At 61.6% G+C, this 18,371-nt stretch carries 12 protein-coding genes and 4 pseudogenes; 8 read left to right on the top strand and 8 right to left on the bottom strand.

From position 1 onward, the window contains the following. The first annotated feature begins 84 nt into the window (after positions 1-84). On the top strand, positions 85-2,823 hold the full coding sequence (locus tag MUG94_RS11305) for a glycosyltransferase (protein WP_227908244.1): 2,739 nt from the start codon (positions 85-87) through the stop codon (positions 2,821-2,823). Positions 2,824-3,405: 582 nt separating this feature from the next. Here MUG94_RS11305 and MUG94_RS17340 read toward each other — a convergent pair. Continuing rightward, on the bottom strand, positions 3,406-3,573 hold the full coding sequence (locus MUG94_RS17340) for a hypothetical protein (RefSeq protein ID WP_423724392.1): 168 nt from the start codon (positions 3,571-3,573) through the stop codon (positions 3,406-3,408). A gap of 566 nt (positions 3,574-4,139) precedes the next feature. Here MUG94_RS17340 and MUG94_RS11295 point away from each other — a divergent pair. Then, positions 4,140-4,301 (top strand): annotated as a pseudogene (locus MUG94_RS11295) (IS30 family transposase); the annotation flags it as partial. A gap of 107 nt (positions 4,302-4,408) precedes the next feature. Next, positions 4,409-4,837, top strand: a pseudogene (locus tag MUG94_RS11290) (transposase); the annotation flags it as partial. Positions 4,838-5,165: 328 nt separating this feature from the next. Here MUG94_RS11290 and MUG94_RS11285 read toward each other — a convergent pair. Beyond that, positions 5,166-5,338 (bottom strand): annotated as a pseudogene (locus MUG94_RS11285) (IS110 family transposase); the annotation flags it as partial. Between the two features lie 800 nt (positions 5,339-6,138). On the opposite strand from MUG94_RS11285, the pseudogene MUG94_RS11280 reads away from it, so the two are divergent. Then, positions 6,139-6,344: pseudogene (locus MUG94_RS11280) on the top strand (IS110 family transposase); the annotation flags it as partial. A gap of 221 nt (positions 6,345-6,565) precedes the next feature. On the opposite strand, the gene MUG94_RS11275 reads toward MUG94_RS11280, so the two are convergent. Both MUG94_RS11275 and MUG94_RS11270 read right to left on the bottom strand, forming a co-directional pair. Further along, on the bottom strand, positions 6,566-7,498 hold the full coding sequence (locus MUG94_RS11275) for a GT-D fold domain-containing protein (protein WP_227908245.1): 933 nt from the start codon (positions 7,496-7,498) through the stop codon (positions 6,566-6,568). A gap of 1,199 nt (positions 7,499-8,697) precedes the next feature. Next, a complete protein-coding gene (locus MUG94_RS11270) occupies positions 8,698-9,369 on the bottom strand; it encodes a YdcF family protein (protein WP_227908248.1) in 672 nt (223 codons plus the stop codon). A 214-nt stretch (positions 9,370-9,583) separates the two neighbouring features. On the opposite strand from MUG94_RS11270, the gene MUG94_RS11265 reads away from it, so the two are divergent. From MUG94_RS11265 to mutM, 4 genes are all read left to right on the top strand, one after another. Further along, on the top strand, positions 9,584-10,150 hold the full coding sequence (locus MUG94_RS11265; RefSeq protein WP_227890253.1) for a YceD family protein: 567 nt from the start codon (positions 9,584-9,586) through the stop codon (positions 10,148-10,150). Positions 10,151-10,152: 2 nt separating this feature from the next. After that, the gene (gene rpmF, locus MUG94_RS11260) at positions 10,153-10,356 is read left to right on the top strand and encodes a 50S ribosomal protein L32 (protein WP_055240805.1); all 204 of its coding nucleotides are present in this window, start codon (positions 10,153-10,155) and stop codon (positions 10,354-10,356) included. 72 nt (positions 10,357-10,428) lie between these two features. After that, positions 10,429-11,130 carry a ribonuclease III gene (rnc, locus tag MUG94_RS11255; RefSeq protein WP_227908249.1) on the top strand — a complete coding sequence of 234 codons (702 nt, stop codon included), beginning with the start codon at positions 10,429-10,431 and terminating at the stop codon, positions 11,128-11,130. Positions 11,131-11,134: 4 nt separating this feature from the next. Next, positions 11,135-12,148 (top strand): bifunctional DNA-formamidopyrimidine glycosylase/DNA-(apurinic or apyrimidinic site) lyase, encoded by a 1,014-nt coding sequence (mutM, locus tag MUG94_RS11250; protein ID WP_227908250.1) that lies wholly within the window; start codon positions 11,135-11,137, stop codon positions 12,146-12,148. 489 nt (positions 12,149-12,637) lie between these two features. On the opposite strand, the gene MUG94_RS11245 is transcribed toward mutM, so the two are convergent. The 4 genes from MUG94_RS11245 to MUG94_RS11230 are packed head-to-tail and all read right to left on the bottom strand — an operon-like array spanning position 12,638 to position 18,231. After that, on the bottom strand, positions 12,638-13,456 hold the full coding sequence (locus MUG94_RS11245) for a serine hydrolase domain-containing protein (protein ID WP_227908251.1): 819 nt from the start codon (positions 13,454-13,456) through the stop codon (positions 12,638-12,640). Positions 13,457-13,505: 49 nt separating this feature from the next. Beyond that, positions 13,506-14,525: an NAD-dependent epimerase/dehydratase family protein gene (locus MUG94_RS11240; RefSeq protein ID WP_227908252.1), complete on the bottom strand. Its 1,020-nt coding sequence runs from the start codon at positions 14,523-14,525 to the stop codon at positions 13,506-13,508. Positions 14,526-14,551: 26 nt separating this feature from the next. Beyond that, positions 14,552-17,209, bottom strand: a complete 2,658-nt coding sequence (locus MUG94_RS11235; RefSeq protein ID WP_227908253.1) for an alpha/beta fold hydrolase — start codon at positions 17,207-17,209, stop codon at positions 14,552-14,554. Further along, the gene (locus MUG94_RS11230) at positions 17,203-18,231 is read right to left on the bottom strand and encodes a 3-oxoacyl-ACP synthase III (protein ID WP_227908362.1); all 1,029 of its coding nucleotides are present in this window, start codon (positions 18,229-18,231) and stop codon (positions 17,203-17,205) included. Before MUG94_RS11230 ends, MUG94_RS11235 begins: the two co-directional genes overlap by 7 nt. Positions 18,232-18,371: the final 140 nt, after the last annotated feature.

Raw genomic sequence — 18,371 nt, 5'->3', positions numbered from 1 at the left:
GACTCTCGCCACGACGAAACCAGTACATCATAAATCATTGATATCATTAGTTTGACCTGATCAATATAATACTAGGGATGTAACATGTCGTCGTCGACAACGGAACCAAATCATAAATTATCTTCAATAAGAGAAATTCCCGAAGTCAACATAGCCCACGGGCGTATTGATTCCATCAGTCAGAACAGTATTTCGGGCTGGTTGTACTCGCCAACTCGGGATGTAACTCCATTTCTTATGGTAGACGGACGCCCTGCTCGACTTGTTGAATGGCCGACAGCAAGAGGAGATGTTTCTAAAGCGCTAGGAGTCGCTGATAATACGGGGTTCAAGTTCCAAGTGGATGGTGCGGATTCGGGCGCTGAAATTGAGCTCTTCGCACTAAATGGCCAAATGCTTTATAAGACTCACCACCGGCGTCTGGAAGACGCAATTTCAGATACGAATATCTTCCGACAGCTCGACAACATTGCTAGTATCGCCCGAGAAAAAGATTCAGTAGCCGTGACCTCATGGGACGGTGCTCATAATCCTATTGGACGAGCAAAAGTGCTTTATGATATCGCTAAAACTAGACGACCAACGGCATTAATAACCTATCTCTTCAAGGAGTTCGGAGGGCAACTGTGGGAACCCATACGCGACAGTAACATCGATCTGTTGACAATTCCCTGGGATGATCGTGCTCGTTACCATCGAATATTGCGTCAGATGAACGTTAATTTTCCGACAGTCTGGATTTGTAAACCAAGACTGCCGAACTTTGAACTGGCGTCGCACCTAGCTTCCAAAGACGCAAAGTTGATTTTAGATTTCGATGATAATGAAGATTACTTTTCAAGATCTCAAGCCTCGCGCACTAAGATCTACGGGTTGACAGGACTTGGCTATAGCAAGTACTTTCAGGCTCGCGTCCACGCTAGAACCGTTGCCAGTACGACCCTTCAAGAGTCTTTCGGCGGTGAGATGGTTCGCCACGCGAGACTGATTGAAGAAACGCTAAGCGCCGTGACGCCGAGCGATTCAGAAAAACTCGTTGCGTTCATCGGGACAGTAAGACCGCATAAGAATATTCTTGCAGCGGCCAAGTCGATTTCTGTATTTAATTGGCGCTACAATCTCAACGTCAAGTTTCACGTCTATGGGGATGTGCAACCTGAGTCGCTACGCAAGCAGTTAGTAGAGCAGGGAGTTGAGTTAGGAGGAATTGTGCCAGCTCGGGAACTACAAGCGTGTCTGTCTGATATGGACGTAGTTCTGACTGGATTTCCTTCATCAAATGAGATGGATAACGAGGTTACAAAATACCAAATCACTTCGAAGATTGGTGACGGTCTTGCCGCTAAAAAACCAGTCTTGACTCCGATGGGGCCCAGTGTAGCGGACCTAGCCGGTGTGCCGGGCCTCTTCTTGTTTGACGAGACCAACTTCCCACAAAAGCTAATCGAAGCATTAGCCTTGCCGGTGGAAGATATTTCTTTACCCCAAGAATTCACACTGAGTGGGGCATATGACAACTTTTCACTAGCAGAAATTGAGGCCGGACAACAGCCTCGTGCGTCCGAAGTCTTTGAGCGGTCTGTGCATTGGCAGGAGCGAGACAACGCGGTCACAAAACGACCCACACTGCTTCTGATATGGAAGCAGCATGATGCTTCTATATATGGTCGCCGCATAGACCAGGTAGCACGCGCCTACAAAGCACGTTATCCGGACCATCATGTTCGAGTTCTGGAATTGCTGCATGAGCGCCAGGAAGAACAATACGTACAGCGGTCAATAAACCATCTCTCCGATGCAACAAATGTTCTTGGTGGAGTATCTGAAAAGCTCCGTAGTTCCACTGGAGGCGGGACTGATGACGTTGCTTACGACATGATTAGGTTTCGTTCAAGTGCCACTTTGGAGGAATCGATATTCAAGTATCTCACTGATAGCGCAATTCTACCATCCAACTCCGTGCTAGTGCTGTATCCCTTTATTCAGTTCTATGAGGTCATCCAGGATCTTTTGTCTTCGTATATTAAGATAGTTGATGTCGTGGACAATCAATTCTCTTGGAGTGTGGCACGTACAGATCGAAGTCGGCAAATTTCTGTACAGTACAACGCGATGATGGCCACTGCTGATGCAGTTGTGTTCAATTCAGCGGTCAACATGCAGTACTTCCTTGAAGCCGGTTTTATCACGAAAGATACCGCGGCTAGTGTGGTGCCTAACTGGTATCGCCCACCTTTGGGCGTCGAAATTTCAGGTAGTTCAGAGTCCAAAACAAGAGATTCCTTCGATATTGTCTACAGCGGTAACATGAATGATCGCATTAACTGGGGAATAATTCGAACAGTGGCTATGATGAACGAGAATATTATCGTTCACTTGATAGGCGCAGCAGAGCGCGCCCCCGAGGGTTTTTACGAAACTCTGCAGTTGAAGAATGTTGTGTATCACGGACCGCAGACTGAAAGATACTCACTACGTCTCCTCACTGGCGCGCATCTGGGGATAATGCCGCATGTTTCCGATGAGGTTTCAAATTATATGAATCCCATGAAGTTGCATATGTATAAAGCGGTTGGTGTACCTATTGTGGCTACGCGTGTTGAAGGGATTGATCCGGAAATAACCACAATTAGCGTGGCTGAGTCCGATACTGAATTTTTTGAGGAGGTATCCAATCGGTTCTTGTCTTGGAAAAACGAACTTGTTTGTGAGGCTAGTGAAGTGCAGGAGCCTGACCTCTCTCACCAAGATCAGTACTTGGAAATGATCGAAGCAGTTGCACCTTGGTCCGTACTGAGGTCCACTGACTCGTCAACGGAGTGACCCAACGTTATTTTGGTTTAGCCGAATGCGCTTGACCGCTCAGGCGAAGGATTTTTTGGAAAATCTCTTTTACCATTGGGGCGGGGAACTTGTCTTCTGGTAAGCCAACAGTTAGAAACAGTCCTTGATAAACGTTCTAGTCCACCGTTCAGTAGTGGTTTGGGCGACCTTGCCAGTGTGCCCGGAATCGCGTTTATGTTTTTAGCGGCAAAAGGGTCCGTGGCCCTGGTGTATGAGTAAGTGCCTTAGCGTTTCCGTTTGGACAGGATCATGGGCCGTTGATCTTGCTCGGTCCGGCGGGACCGCCCACAGATGCGGGGACTAGGACGTGACTGGGGTGGCCGCCGAGACAAGCGTGCCTGTGGGGGTGTAGCGGTTGTCACGAGTGCCTATGCGCTAGCTAATCGGTTTCGGCGCGCCCATTTCCCCAGTAGCGTTTCGTCGTCATACCGTTCAGGGTTGTAAGTAGCTTTCCATTACCCAGCCAACTATTTCCCTTGATCTTATATGTCGATGGTCTCTCGGGAAGGCTGCTCCCTTCTGAACTCAATGTTAAAATGTTAGAGGATTCAGCGAACCCGTTCACTCACGGTCATCCCACGTCAACGAGCGCTGTTTTCTCCCGGCAGTGGCGCACCAGTAGGTCAGGGCGCCGGGGTTGAACTCGGGCCTTTCGTCGCACCTGACATATTTGGGTTCGACGCCGGTCTCCGCGATGATGCCCTCCAGCACCGATAACATCGGTGGCATTGACCGACCGCCGCGGGATAATCGCCAGTGCTGTGCAGGTGTATTCGTTAATGACATCGAAAAGCCGGATGCGCTGGGCCGCAGGGGATGGCATCGGACTGGAAATCGAAGTTGAGTACATCCAATCGGATACTCGGTTGCCGAATTTGGAAGTCAACGAACACGCCCCAATACCTGGATTTGAGCTCCGCACTTTCGGGCGAATTTCCGCGTGCTGGCTTTCTGACTTACTTCGGGACGCAGCATCCCGTGGACAAGCATCACGCTTCTAACATCGAGCGCCCGCCCACTCAAGCACTTTGCCGCTTGACTGCGGCCATCTCACAGGGCGACATCTTCGCGACAGCGGCGAGCTTCGAAGGATCGTCGATGTGTTTTCTAATCAACCGTGATCAGTGCGACTTCATTTCGGGGCGCGAGCCACGGGTGGAAGCATTTGGCGCAAGAAATACCCTCCGAAGGGGAGGCGGTATGGATCGAGGACTTCAACTTCGCCATGTTCCCGGTTGTCATGCCGCCTGCCGCTGGCGGTATCCGGGCCCGCAGTTTCGAGGCGTTGGTGACTAACGAAAGAGAACACGAGCGCGTTCCTGCGGCAGCATTTCCCGAAAGACATCGGCCTGTCCAGGTGGTCCGCCGAGTACCCTGAAACTGTCGCGCTCACGCTCAATAATCAGCCCCGCAAGATTCTCGGATGGAGAACCCCGAACGAAGTCCCCGAGGAGTAGATTCGCTCAGTCCAAAAAACGGTGTTGCAACTGACATTCAGGTGTCATTCGGTTGAGTGCCCGTCCACGGTGGTGGGCCAGCCTGCACCCGGCCGGCCCACGTGACCCGCGAGGAGGGACTCTCCTTGTCCATTGCCCCTGATGAGGCAGTGCAGCTGGCCAAGCACGCCGTGGAGCTCGATGAGCGGCTGGCAGCCAACGAGAAACAGCTGAGCGAGCTGGTCAGGGTCAGCGAAACTGCACCGTTGCTGGAGGAGAAGGGGCAGCCAGGGCGATCAGCGCCGCGAAGTGCCTCTCCGCTTGGCCACACGGGGGCCGAGTTCGTAACGAGGCGGCGTTCGCTTCCCTGGCCGGGGTAAATCCGATCGCTACTTCCTCGGGCAACACGTCAGACGCCGGTTGAACCGGGGCGGTGCAGGGACCTGAACAGTGCCCTGCGCCTCGTCGCAGTCACTAGGGTGACCCATGATGGCGTAGCCCGCGAGTACGTTGAAAAGCGATGCGCCGAAGGACGTACCGACAAGGAAATCCGACGCTGAATCATACGCTATCTGGCTCGCCGTACATACCGTACGCTCAACACCTGAGCGACAGCGATGGGGCTTGACAGACATACAAGAGTCGATCGATTGAACTCGCCTAGTCTCCGGGGGAGAGTTGCATGCGGGGTGCCTTTCCGGGTGTTCCGTCCGGATTGGGGAATCGGACTGGACATGAATCACGTAATCCCAGCAGATACGTAAAACGCACGCATTGCCATCCGGGCCTTGCCTTGCCTTGGAAGTGCCCCGAAGCAACCAATCCGGGGGTGTCCCTATGGTATCGGTCAAACAGCTGAGGGCAGGTTGTTTAGTACCAGGTTGGCTGGTTAGGGCGTTTGCCCTCGGCAAGTTTGCGGTCGCAATACGGTTTCGATGGTGCGTGATGTAGTGCGGCGAAGGCCGAGAGGGACAGTGCGCGTTTGGGTGTCTTATTGCCCCGCTGGCTCGATGCTCATCGGGGATGGATGTCCTGGAACGGCGAGTGACCGGGGCGATCGTGAAGAGGGGTGGGCATCCACGAGGGCTTCAAGCTGGGACGTGGTCTCGTCCCGGCGATGATCGCTGCGTCCGGGCTGGTTTGGGCCAGGAAGTAGACATGTGATGGGACTAAGCGGTCAAGGTGCGGCGCTGGCGGCGGTTGATGGGAATGCGGCCGCCTCATTGTATTCGTGCCCTGTTCGGTGGAAGTACTAGAGGCAGCCGAGGAGCCTGTTGAAGAGGTTGCGCTGAGCTGCAGTGTGTCTGTCGCCGGCCCTTTTTCCCGATCGTAGTGGGCACGGGCACCGGGTGAAGGAGTCAGTGCGGAGAAGGCCCAGACGTAGCCGGTTGCGGCAAGCCTGTTGTTCTTCACCCGTCCTGCCAAGACAGTTCGTGACTTGCTGCTGGCACGGGGCACCGGGGCCGCCTCTGCGTAGGTCCGGAGCGAGCCTGCGGTAGCGAACCTGGGGCGGTCATCACCGATCTCGGTCAGGACCCGCCCCGGCGATCCATCCGAGGCCGAGGAAACTAGTGAGGATTCCGGCATCGCGGTGCGTGCCAAATAGCTCCTCGACGGCCCGAGCCAGGGTATCAAGGCTGGCGCAGGCTGCGTCGAGCTGGCCAAGCAAGGCGGTGAGCTGAGTGCCGAAAGCGACTTCCACTCTTGGTAATTGATGCTTCGCGGCTTCGCGGCGGATCGGGGGAGGCGGGCCACGGTGGCCTCGATGTTCCGGGTTCGGCCGGACTTGAGCAGGATCCGTCGCACCCGGGACCCGGTCACGGCGGTGGCTTGTGACGGGGTCCGGATTGAGGACCGCATTCCGGTGGCCATCGAAACAACACACGGGCTCCTCGTTGCGGCGCTGCGCTCCAGCGGCGGGGACGTCTACGCCATCAACTCGATGGCCGTGGCTCGATACCGCGAACGACACAGGGTCTCCCGCAAGAAATCCGACCCCCAAGACGCCGCGCACTGGCGAATATCCTGCGCATGGACCACCACGCTCACCGTCTAGCTCCCTCACCTCCCATTAGGTAACGGGGTGGGCAAACTTCCACTCGCCTCCGAAATGACGGTTTTCGGGCCGCGGGCCAGCTAGGACAAGCTGGCCCAAGCCAGAGACGTGGCCCAGTATCCGCCGACCACATGTGCGCTGCCGCTCGCGCTCCAGCGCTTTCGCTCGCCCGTCCAGGTCTCGACCCGGACCTTTAAGCAAACCTGACCTCGCGGTAGCACGCTGGGGTCTAAACCAGCTTCCACCGATCAAGGAAGTCCTGAGACAAGCCACGGTTCGGAATGTTCAACCAAATTTCTGGGACGGAGCCGGCATCGATAGCGACGCCTCCTCGGGACTTGATGACGTGGCAGTAATGTTTTGCCAGCAGCCCCCCCGATACCAAGTAGGGCATACCTGGGGTTGGGGAGATACTGTCAACGATATCGCGGAAGACGTCGGGGAAATGTCCGGAGTCTTTCCGGTCTGAGGTCTTTAGGAAGACAGCCTGCCGTGGGATCAGATGCTCCACTACCTTACCGATCCCGAATCGCTTCTTCATGAGATCTCCCAGTTTCGGGTGGCTGCTGATAACGCCAACGGCGTCGCGGCCAGTGAGTATCTCCTCGTAATGAGGGAGTAGCTGGCGGTTTGTCCATGCTGAAGCGGTCGTCTGAAGGCCAACCCTAGCGGCGACTTTCAGGGCGGCGGTACGGTTGCCGACAACAGCTCGGACGTCCAAGTCATCGTCAACTGTCTTGAAGCCCTTCGCCACCGCATCACGCTCCGGAACGCCTATAACGTCGGACGAGTCAATCGCCTGGATCATCATACGGAGGAACTCTTCGTCGTGCGCTGGGACGATGGAGCCTTCACCGAAGTGCATGTAAGAGATGCGGTCGAGGATGTAGCTTTTTAGGGTCGGGTACTGATCGAAGTCGAAAAGGCAGTTACCCTCGCCATCACCCATTCGTATCATGCTGAAGCTGGCCCGGTTTTGAATCGCCTCAACGATGCGGCCTGTTATCTCCTTGGCCTTATTGTCGGAATTAAGGACGCCACCATTCTCCTCCGAAGCGTAGAGATCTAGGATCTTTTCCACTGGGTTTTCGACTGAGAATTGGTAGTAATCATGGGCAGCCTCTGCCGTGGGTGGTGACCAAATGTTCACGCCAAGAGCCATTTGAGGACTTCACTTTCTATCGAGCGTCTCTGTTGTCCGGTGCTGCAACTGTCAACTCTATGCCCGACGGACGACAAAGCCCCGCCGCGTCCAAGGGACACGGCGGGCGGTTTCGCTTTGGCGCATGGAAACAATGCGATGGCACCCCGGAGCGGACCTCGGCCGAGTTAGATCGATAGCCAAGATGGACGATGCTGAGCGTGCCTCCATGAAAATGCGGTCGGCACCAAACTTCACCGAGTGCAGTGCCGGGTGGCAGTGGGCCCCGTCGCACGACCGTGTCCGCTGGGTGTGCTCAGACAGCACGTTGATCACAGCCGGGTGATGGGTGCTTTTCCTCCGAGGCTGCCGTGCGGACGTTGAAGGGTATAGAAGTCTAACCAAGGTTGAAGGGCATCGGTAAGAGACTGGTGCGAAGCGAAAACCTGCAGGTAGGCCCAGCCTTCCTGTACCGTGCGGCACGTAATCGAAACCAGCCCGGGCATGTCCCGCAGTATGGTTGTGGGCGGACTGGTTTGGGTCCGCCCGCCAACGGTCTCCGTCAGGGATTCTCCGGGATTTCATCACGTCAATGTGGATCAAGTCTCTGGGAGCGTCGCGTTCATGCCTGCCGTCAGTCGCACGTGCGGCGCGGATTCGGATTCCGGTGAGCGGGTCCAGATCCCAGAGGTTAGGCATCCCGGAGCGGGATAGGATCCTTGAGATTTTCCGGGACCCAACCACGGTGCGTGCTGCAAGGTTCGAGGGGCCAGAACGGTGCTCAATACGGGTTTAGATAACTTCGGCGGTTTTCTGCGGGCTCGTGGCATGTGGGCAGGTTTGGGCTGGGAGGAACGGTCTTCAGCCCGAGCAGACCTTCATCCTGGTGCTGGTTCGCCCACTGGCAGGCGGCGGGCAAGGAGATGCCTCTTTCTTTGGCGACGTGGGCGACCGGCAGGCCGGAGGTGACGCGCTGGATCAGGATCAATCTTCCGGCTGGGGTCAGGGCGCATACAGAAAACGCTTTATTCAAGAGGCAAATGCGGTGTCGGAGTGTATCTAGGGTGGGGTAGGGAGTCCCGGATCCCGTTCGACGAAGCGGTGATCTGGAAGCGAGGTCATCATCGAAACAGCACCCCGAGTGGACTAGGGAAAGGACTTGTGGGACGGGTCAGCGACTGCTGTCGGTGATTCTCAGCGCAAAAGCTGGTTTCGCTCCTTTAGATCGCGCTGGCGCAGGCCGGCCGCAGCAGAGCGGCTGCCAGACCGCCGGTCTCCTCCACGAACCTGTCCAGCCACTGCTTGGCCGAGAAATCCGGTTCCGAAGCCACCATGGTAATCTTCGCCGTCGTGCACTGGCTGATGTTGGTTTCCGCGCGCAGCAGGTGGTAGCGGGAGGTGACGACAATGAGCTCGTCCCAGCCGTTGTCCGCGGCAAGGCGGGCGACCGCGCGGGCCTCGCCGCGCGTGGTCATGGGCTCGGGGAAGAAGCAGGTTACGGCGGCGCTGGCGGGATCATCGCTCACGGTGTCGCCGGCCATGAAGTCGCAGTACTGATCAGTGATCACGTTGCCGGGCGTCTCCGTGCTGGAGAGCACCAGCTCCGGGGCTCGGCCTTCGCGGGCCAGTTCGCGTCCCACCGGAAAGCGCTCGGCGGCCGCGCCGGCGAGGACCACCACGGCGTCGGCCGTTCCGGGGCCGCCCGCCTGCGCCGGGTTTTCAATGTCTGCCAGTCCGGCGGCCTGCGGATAAAAGAAGAGATTGGCGGCGGCAAAAAGCCAGATCAGCAGGACCGAAACAATGGTGGTCACTGCTATGTCCACGCCCCGCGGAACTCCGCGCTGGAGCCGCAGCACCAGGCGGCGCGGCAGGGCACGGAGGAAGGAAAGCATCAAGCCAGCCTATGCGAGCAGGATGCCCGCCGGTAAACCAGCGGGCGCTTGGCCTGTAAACTGGAAGGAGCAGCTCGTGCCCTGCCCTGATTTGGGGCTTGGTGCGCCGCCGTTTGAGAGAATCGGCCGTATCAGGCTAAGATGATATGTCGGTCTATGTTCTACAGGAGTTCTCATTAGCGTTCAGTCGCGGATTTATCCGGGTTCGTCGCCCTTGACCATCAGCGTCAAGGATCTCGGGCGCAGCCCGGGGGTTATGCGGACAATGCAGGAACATGTTCCGGCACCGAAGGACTTCGGTGTTGCGCTTATCGGCGTACCGGAAGGATCAGATCTTGATCTGGACCTGAGGTTCGAAGCCGTGCACGAGGGGATTTTGGTATCCGGAACCGTCATTGCTCCTGTTCAGGGAGAATGCGGACGGTGCCTGAAGCCCATCGCGTACGACGAGGAAGTCGATGTGCAGGAACTCTTCTACTACGAGGACGCTGAGTCTTTCGGAACAGAAGAGGAAGAAGAGCAACACCGGATCGAGCGAGATGTCATCGATCTTGAACCGGTTTTGCGGGACGCAGTGGTCACCACCCTGCCGTTCCAGCCGGTGTGCCGGGAAGACTGCGAAGGCCTTTGCTCCGAATGCGGAGCGCGCCTTGAGGAGGATCCGGGTCACCACCACCAAACAGTGGATCCTCGCTGGGCAGCCCTCTCCGGGCTGGCTGGCAGCGCCGCAGACAATTCTGCGGCAACAAGTACAGAGTCAGACGAGAGAGAAGAGAGTTAGTCGTGGCTGTTCCCAAGCGGAAAATGTCCCGCTCGAATACGCGTGCACGCCGGTCCCAGTGGAAGGCAACTGCCCCCAACCTGGTGAAGACCGTTGAGAACGGCCGCGTTACCTACAGCCTGCCTCACCAGGCCAAGGTCGTGACCGACTCAGCTGGTACCGCGCTGTTCCTTGAATACAAGGGCCGCAAGGTAGCGGACGTCTAAAACAGTGTTCTCGTCCCGGTGCGGTTCTCCGGACCGGGAGTTGAATACTGCTTTTCGGGTCAGAACCAAAAAGTGAAGAATACTGAAGAGCTTCTGAAGCGTCTCGGTGTCGATATCGACGCCGGGACGCTTCGTCTTGCCCTCACGCACCGCTCCTACGCTTACGAGCAGGGCGGCATCCCCACGAACGAACGCCTCGAGTTCCTGGGTGACTCCATTCTGGGCTTCTCCGTCACCGACGCGCTGTACCGGGACAACCCCGACCTGTCCGAGGGCGACCTGGCCAAGCGCCGCGCCGCCGTCGTCAGCACGCGCGCGCTGGCCGGCGTGGCCCGCGACCTTGAACTGGGACAGTACATCCTGCTGGGCCAGGGCGAGAAGTTGACCAACGGCAAGGACAAGTCCTCCATTCTGGCGGATACTACCGAAGCCCTGATCGGCGCCGTCTACCTCTGCCACGGGATGGAAACCGCCCGGGCCATGGTGATGCGCCTGATCGGTCCGCTGCTGCGCAACGCCGAGGCCCTGGGCGCCGGCACCGACTGGAAGACCAGCATCCAGGAGATCGCCGCCAGCCGAAAGCTCGGCGACATCCACTACGAGGTCACCGGCTCCGGCCCCGACCATTCCCGCAGTTTTGTTGCCGTGCTCCACATCGGCGACAAGCCGTACGGTTCCGGCGTGGGACACTCCAAGAAGGAAGCGGAGCAGGAAGCTGCCGCCGCCACCTGGAAGATTATCTGCCCCTCAGGCAGCACGGCCGCCGGAGCCTAGCTCCGTGCCCGAACTGCCCGAAGTGGAAGTGGTCCGCCGCGGACTGGCCTCATGGGTCCGCGGCCGGACCATCACCGGCGTCGACATCCTCGACCCCCGCTCCGTGCGCCGCCACGCCGCAGGTCCCGAGGACCTTGTCGGCAACCTTGAGGGCGCGGTGGTCACCGACGTCGTCCGCCGCGGCAAATTCCTCTGGATGCCGCTGGTGGAAGCCGCTTCCGTGTCCGCCCCGGTTGCGGACCCTGTCTCAGGCACTGTCCCGGAAGCGCACGACGACGGCGTTCCGCGCCTGGCGCTGATGGCGCACCTGGGCATGAGCGGACAGCTGCTGATGGAAGATCCGCATCTGCCGGACGAGAAACACCTCAAGGTCCGCTTCCGGCTCAGCCCCGCAAATACTGCCGACGGAAGCCCCATGCCGGCTGAGCTGCGCTTCGTTGACCAGCGGATCTTCGGGGGAGTGTTCCTCACCGACCTGCTGCCCACCCCCGACGGAGCTCCCGGCGGTTTGTCCGAGACCGAGCTGCCGCTGATTCCCGAAGAAGCGGCCCACATTGCCCGTGATCCCTTGGACCCGGCGTTCTCCTTCGATGACTTTTATGCACGGCTGCGCAGACGGCGCACCGGCATCAAGCGGGCCCTGCTGGACCAGGGGCTAGTCTCCGGGGTCGGGAACATCTATGCGGACGAAGCCCTGTGGGCTGCCAAGCTGCACTTTGCCCGGCCGACCGACACCATGCGCCGTGCCGACGCCCTGCGCCTGATCGACTCCGCCCGCGACGTGATGACCCGGGCTCTGGCCGCCGGCGGAACGAGCTTCGACTCCCTGTATGTCAACGTCAACGGCGCGTCCGGCTACTTCTCCCGGTCCCTGAACGCCTACGGCCGCGAGGGTGAACCCTGTCCGCGGTGCGCCGCCGCCGGCCTCTCGACGCTGATTCGGCGCGATTCGTTCATGAACCGCTCCTCGTACAGCTGCCCGGTGTGCCAGCCGAGGCCCCGCAACGGCCGCTGGTAGGTCTTTCCCTGCTTCGGTCCGTAATACAGATAACGGGCTTATCACGCGGTTTTGGGCCCGTTATCTGGGCAACGGAGGCCTGCCGCGCGGTCTGTCCGTGGACGATTCCCACGTGGGTGCAGATCTGGCGACCTACGCGCGGGCGGTCCTCCTCGTGTGTGCACCTCTGGCGACTTCCAGTCGTCCCAACCCGCCGTATCTGCCCACGGGGTGGACTGAAACCGCGAAGCTTCGCCAGGCTTGCATCGGTCCGGGCTGCGTGTGCAGATGTGGCGCCTTGCCTGCGGATGATTCACCTCGTGTGTGCACCTCTGGCGACTTCACGGCGTTACCACCCGCCAGAGCTGCACACAGGATGAACCGGCGCTGGGCCAGACCCGCCAGAGCTGCACACCGGATGAACCGGAGCAGAAGCTAACCCGCCAGAGCTGCGCACCGGAAGGCCGAGCAGCCTCCGAACAGCGCCGACAACCGAACATCCCGATAACGTCAGGCGCGGCGAAGCTCCGCAAGCACACCGTCCGTGAACGGAGGCCACACCTCGGCCGCCCAGGGACCGAAGTCGCGGTCCGTCAGCGCTACGGCGGCAGCACCGGCGTCGGGATCCACCCACAGGAACGTGCCCGACTGGCCGAAGTGCCCGAAGGTCCGCGGAGAGCTGTCCGCGCCGGTCCAGTGCGGAGACTTCGAATCGCGGATCTCGAAGCCCAGGCCCCAGTCGTTCTCCTTCTGCCGGCCGAACCCGGGCAGCACACCGGCGAGCCCGGGGAACACGACCGTGGTCGCCTCGGTCAGCCGCCCGGGTGCGGTGAGCACCGGCTGCTGCAGCTCGGCGGCGAAACGGGAAAGGTCGGCCACCGTCGACACAGCTCCGGCCGCGGGGGAGCCCTCCAAAGCGGTGGAGTTCATGCCCAGGGGAGCCAGGACGCCCTCGTGCATGTACTCGGCCATGGGAATGCCGGTGGCTTCTTCCAGGGTTTCACCCAGCACTTCAAACCCTGCGTTCGAATACAGCCGCCGGGTTCCGGGTGCATAGCGGACGGTGCGCTCCGCGAAGTCATACCCGCCCGAATGCGCGAGCAGATGCCGCACGGTGGAACCCTCGGGTCCGGCGGGCTGGTCCAGTTCCAAGGCACCTTCGTCCAACGCCACCAGCATGCTGTACGCCGTGAGCAGTTTGGTCACCGACGCCAGCGGAAAACGCCGTTCGGTGTCACCGGAGCTGCCGGCCACGCTGCCGTCGGCCAGAATGACGGCGGCGGCGGCATGCTCCACCGGCCAGTTTTCAATTGCTGTGACGCTGTCCATGGGGTTCCTCTTCAGTGAAGCGGTTGTGACGCAACGGTTCCGGATGCAGCTAAGCCGCAGTGCCTCCGTAGTGGGCAGCGAGCCGGCGCATGCCATCCTCCACCGTAACCTCCGGCGTCCAGTCCAGCACTTTGCGGGTGCGGCGCTGGTCAAACCAGTGCGAGGTGGAAAGCTGTTCGGCGAGGAACCGCGTCATGGGTGGCTCGTCGTGCACCAGTCCGCGGGTTCCGGCGGCCAGCCAGGCACGTTCAATGATGGATCCGGCGCCGCGGGCGAGCCAGCCGGGAACGCTCCACGCCGGCGGGGTGACACCCGCGGCGATGCAGATGCCTGCCAGCAGTTCTCCCACCGGGCGGGGCTGGCCGTTGGTCACCACCAGGGCCTGTCCGTGTGCGTGGTTCATGCGTTCGAGGCCGCGGACAATGGCGGCTGCGGCATTGGCAATGTACGTGGTGTCGATCAGCGCGGCGCCGCCGTTGAGCAGCGGCAGCCTGCCGGACCGCGCCCGGTCGATGACCCGCTCCACGAGCTGCGTGTCGCCCGGGCCCCAGACAATGTGCGGACGGATGGCTCCCACCCGGAACGACGGCGCATCCTCTGCGAGGGCCAGCAGCTCGGCGGCTGCCTTGGACCGGGCATAGAAACCGCGCGCCCGCTCCGGATCAGCGGTACCTGCGCCCGCGCCGGCGATGGGTTCACCGAAATGCGCCACCGAGGGAGAGGAGACAAAGACGAAATCCCGGACCCCGGCGGCCTTCGCCGCGTCGATCAGCGTGCGCGTTCCGGTGATGTTGGTGTCCACGAAGTCCTGCCACTCGCCGGTGAAGGAAACCTTCGCGGCCAGATGCACGACGGCGTCCATCCCCTCCACAGCGCGCGCTGCGGCGGCCGGGTCGGAGACGGAACCGGCGATGGACTCGCTGGCTGCGGCCGTGCTTCCGGCCATCGGTGTGCGCTGCAGGGTTCGGACCGTGTGGCCCTTCTCTGCCAGCAGCCGGGCTACGGCGCCGCCCAGCAGGCCGCTCGCACCGGTCACCAGGACCCGCCGCGGCGCTTCGACCGGGTTCATTCCGCTGTCCGGCTGCGAGGCAGGACTCATTTGCGTCCGCCAGTGCCGGGCACCTTGGCGTTCCCGCCGGCCAGGATCGTGTCCGCCCAGCCCGCCAGGGCCGTGCGGTCAATCTTGGAATTGTGCCGGATATCGGTGGGCATGGCCGGCAGCACCAGCACCGCTGCCAGCTCCAGACCGGCACCGGCGGCTACAGCCGCCCGAACAGCTGCGGCCAGGTCCTGCGGGGCAGTACCGGGACGGCGCACGGGGTCAACCAGTTCCAGCACGGCCACCGGCACCTGCGCTCCGGCAGGTCCCACGCCGACGACGGCGGCACGGCCCACGGCGGGGACGGACTCGGCGGCCTGCTCGGCGGCAACCGGGGTGACCACGCCGTCGGGCGTTGTCAGGATGTGGCCGAGGCGGCCTTCCACCCAGAGCCGGCCCTGTTCATCCAGATGCCCGACGTCTCCGGTACGGTGCCAGCCCGGCAGCGATGAGCTCTTGGACTCGGTGATCCAGAGCCGGTCGTAGCGGTCCTTGACGTGGGGTGCGGAGACCAGGATTTCACCGGTGAGGCCGGGTTCCACCAGAGGCGTGTCGCCAATCGATCCGTCTGGAGAGAGCGCGGCGATGGCCACTTGCGCTCCGGAAACCGGGGTGCCCACGCAAACGCCGTTGCCGGCACCGGCGGCCCGGATGTCGTCCAGGCTGATGTCGGTCACCGGCAGCGCTTCGGTCATCCCGTACGGGGTGTGCAGCTCAGCGTTGGGTGTCAAAGCCGAGACCCGGGCCAGCAGCGGCTCGGGAATGGGTGCTCCGGCGGACAGCAGCAGTTCCACCTGCTGCAGTGCCTTGCGCTGAATTTCGGTCAGGTCTTCGGACGTGGCCAGCACATTCACCAGGGCCGCAGGAGACGCGAACACAGTGGTCGCGTTCACGGCGGCAGCGGCGTCGGCCAGTGCCGCAGCGGTGAGGGTACGCGGCGAGGTGACATCCATGTCCGGGGTGACGGACGTGGCACCCAGCGCCGGCCCCAGCAGGGCAAAGGGCGCAAACCCGGCGACCAGCGAGGTGCCGGCCTGCAGGTTGTAGGTGTTCTTGAGCGCATCGCGCATGGCGGTGAGCTGGCGGTGCGTGTAGACAACGCCCTTGGCCGGTCCGGTGGAGCCGGAGGTGAAGAGCACGGCGGCGTCGGCGTCGGGATCGGTGCGCAGCCACTGCCCGTCGGAGTCCCTGCCGGCGGTGGCGTCTCTGCCGGCGGCTATCAGTTCCGGCACGGAGTGCTTCACGCCCAGCAGCCGAGCCTTGGCGGGGGACAGCGTTTCGGCACTGATCCGGATGCCCGGCCAGCCGAAGAGGCGCGCACCGGTCAGCGCACGTTCAATGCCGACAATGTACGCCGGCCCGGCCCCCTTGATGGCGCGGCCCATGCCCTTGGTACCCAGCCCGGCGTCGGCGACGACGATGACGGCGCCCAGCCGCAGGCAGGCATAAATCAGCGAGGTGAGTTCAATGCCCGGAGGCACGAGCAGGTTCACGCGGTCGCCGGCGCGGACGCCGGCGGCGGACAGCCCGGCGGCCAGCTGGTTGACCCGGGCCGCGAGCTCCGCCCAGGACAGGGTCGCAGGTTCGGTGCCGGCGGGTGCGCCCAGCGGTGCCATGTCGACGACGGCGGGGGAGGCATCGCCGTCGCGCTCGTCCAGTTCGGCCAGCATGGGCCGGAAGACGGACAGCCCGGCCGTGTTGCGGCTGCGGATCTCCCGGTTTTCGGTGCCCGGGCCCTTCTCGAGCCAGCTAAAGACCGGCGCGGTGATGTCCACATCTTCGGGCAGCAGGTGGCTGGCACCCTCAAAGCGGTGTACATCGGCCTGGGGCAGCCGGTCCATCAGGTCCCGCAGATAGCGGTCGGAGAAGACCGGGTCCTTGGGTCCCCACAGCAGCAGTGCGGGCACGTCCAGGCGCTTGATGCCGTCGGCCACCCGGTTCAGGGTGCGCCAGCTCGGATGCGTGGAGTCGGCCGGGATGTCGGCAACAAAGTTGGCGACACCCGCGCGCCGGGCGGAGCCGCGGTACGGCGCGGCGAAGGCGGCCCGGACATCCTTGGGCAGCGTCGGCTGGGCCAGGGAGTGGGTGACGCGGATGAACGCGTCGGTGGTTTTGGTGCCCCAGCCGTGCACTGCCGGATGCAGGGCCAGCTGCAGGGCCGGCGGCAGCGTGAAACCGGCCGGATGCACTGCGGTGTTGGTCAGGACAATCCCGGCAAGCTGGCTGCGGTGCTTCAGCGCCCAGCCCAGGGAAATGACGCCGCCCCAGTCGTGGCCCACGGTGATGACCTTGCCGTTCAGGCCGAGTGCGTCAGTGAGGTCCCCGAGGTCGGTGATGCGGTCCTCGAGGCGGCGGAAGGCGCCGGTCCGGGCGGAGAAGCCCATGTCCAGCTGGTCGACGGCGATGACCCGCCAGGGCTGCTCAGCTTCCGAGCCTGCGGCGAGCAGGCTGCGCCAGAGGTAGGACCAGGTGGGGTTGCCGTGCACGCAAAGCAGGGTCCCGGCCGGTTCCACGCCGCGGGCGGCAAGGTCCGGGCCATTGTCCAGCACATGCCACTTATGGACGGTTCCGCGGGGGTCAACGGCCGCAGTCGAAGGAACCTGGACGAAGGAAGACCAGGATTCCGCGACGCCGGGCCACAGCTCGGCTACCACGCAATCTCCATCATGGTGGTGTTCAGGCCCGAGCCCACCCCCATGCACAGCACCCGGTCGCCCGGGTTCAGCGTGCGGGCTTCCTGGGCCAGGGTCATCGGCAGCGACGCCGGGCCCACGTTGCCCCAGCGCGGGAACGTGATGGGCACCCGTTCCCGAACCAAGTCCACGGCCTTGATGATGGCGTTGGTGTAGGAATTGGAGACCTGGTGGGTGACGTACCGGTCCATGGAGCGCCAGTCCCAGCCCTTGTCCTCGTGGGCCTCGTTCCAGGCGTCCACCACGAGTTCCAGGCCGCCGTCCAAGAGGCCCTTGGTGTCGGTGTACATGCCGTCAACGCCGCCCACGCACAGCTCATGGTGCTGCGTGCCGGCCCGGGAAACCCCGCCCACGATGCGGTGCGAGCCCGGATGCTCATCGGCGCGGCCGATCACGGCGGCGGCAGCACCGGAGCCCAGGGTGAGTGTGGCGAACTCGCGCAGGTAATCCTGGCGGGTGGAGTCCGGGCTGTTCAGGCGCTTGAACGTTGCCTCCTGGGTGCCCTGCGCATCTTCGCCGGCCACGATCAGGGCGTACTTGATCTGCCCGGATTCAATCATGTTCGCGGCCATGGTGATGCCGTTGACGAAGCCCAGGCATGCGTTGGCCAGGTCAAAGTTCAGGGCGGAGGACGGCAGCCCCAGCTGATGGTGGATCTTCACCGCAACTGAAGGCTCCAGGTTCCGCCGGGTCACCGAAGTGTTGATGAGCAGCCCGATTTCGGAAGGCTCGACGCCGGCCTCGGCGATCGCTTTCGCGCCGGCCTCGATGGCCGCGTCGTCGAAGTCCGTCCCGGGGGACCACCAGCGCCTTTCACTCACGCCGGCCACCCGTTCCAGGAGCCGTTTGGAGAGTCGGAGCCGCTTCAGGGACGGTGCCAGACGCTCGTCGAATTCAGCTGAGGTCATAACCACCGGTGCTTCAACGCTTGTGACGCTGAGAAGAGCCGTGTTTTCGTGCTGGAAGTTGAAGTTCCCGGTCAAAATGCCTGCCTTGTCTCCTGCTGAAGTGATCGCGCTGACGGGCTGGGGGGAGCCTGCATCCACGTCTTGATTCACTTGTTCCTTAGAGAATCCTACGTTCCCCGTGAGGCCAAAGGGGCGAGCAGGCCGCGATTACGCTC

This window comes from Arthrobacter gengyunqii, from assembly GCF_023022985.1.
Taxonomy (GTDB): Bacteria; Actinomycetota; Actinomycetes; order Actinomycetales; family Micrococcaceae; genus Arthrobacter_B; species Arthrobacter_B gengyunqii.
This window is presented reverse-complemented; position numbering and strand designations above follow the sequence as displayed.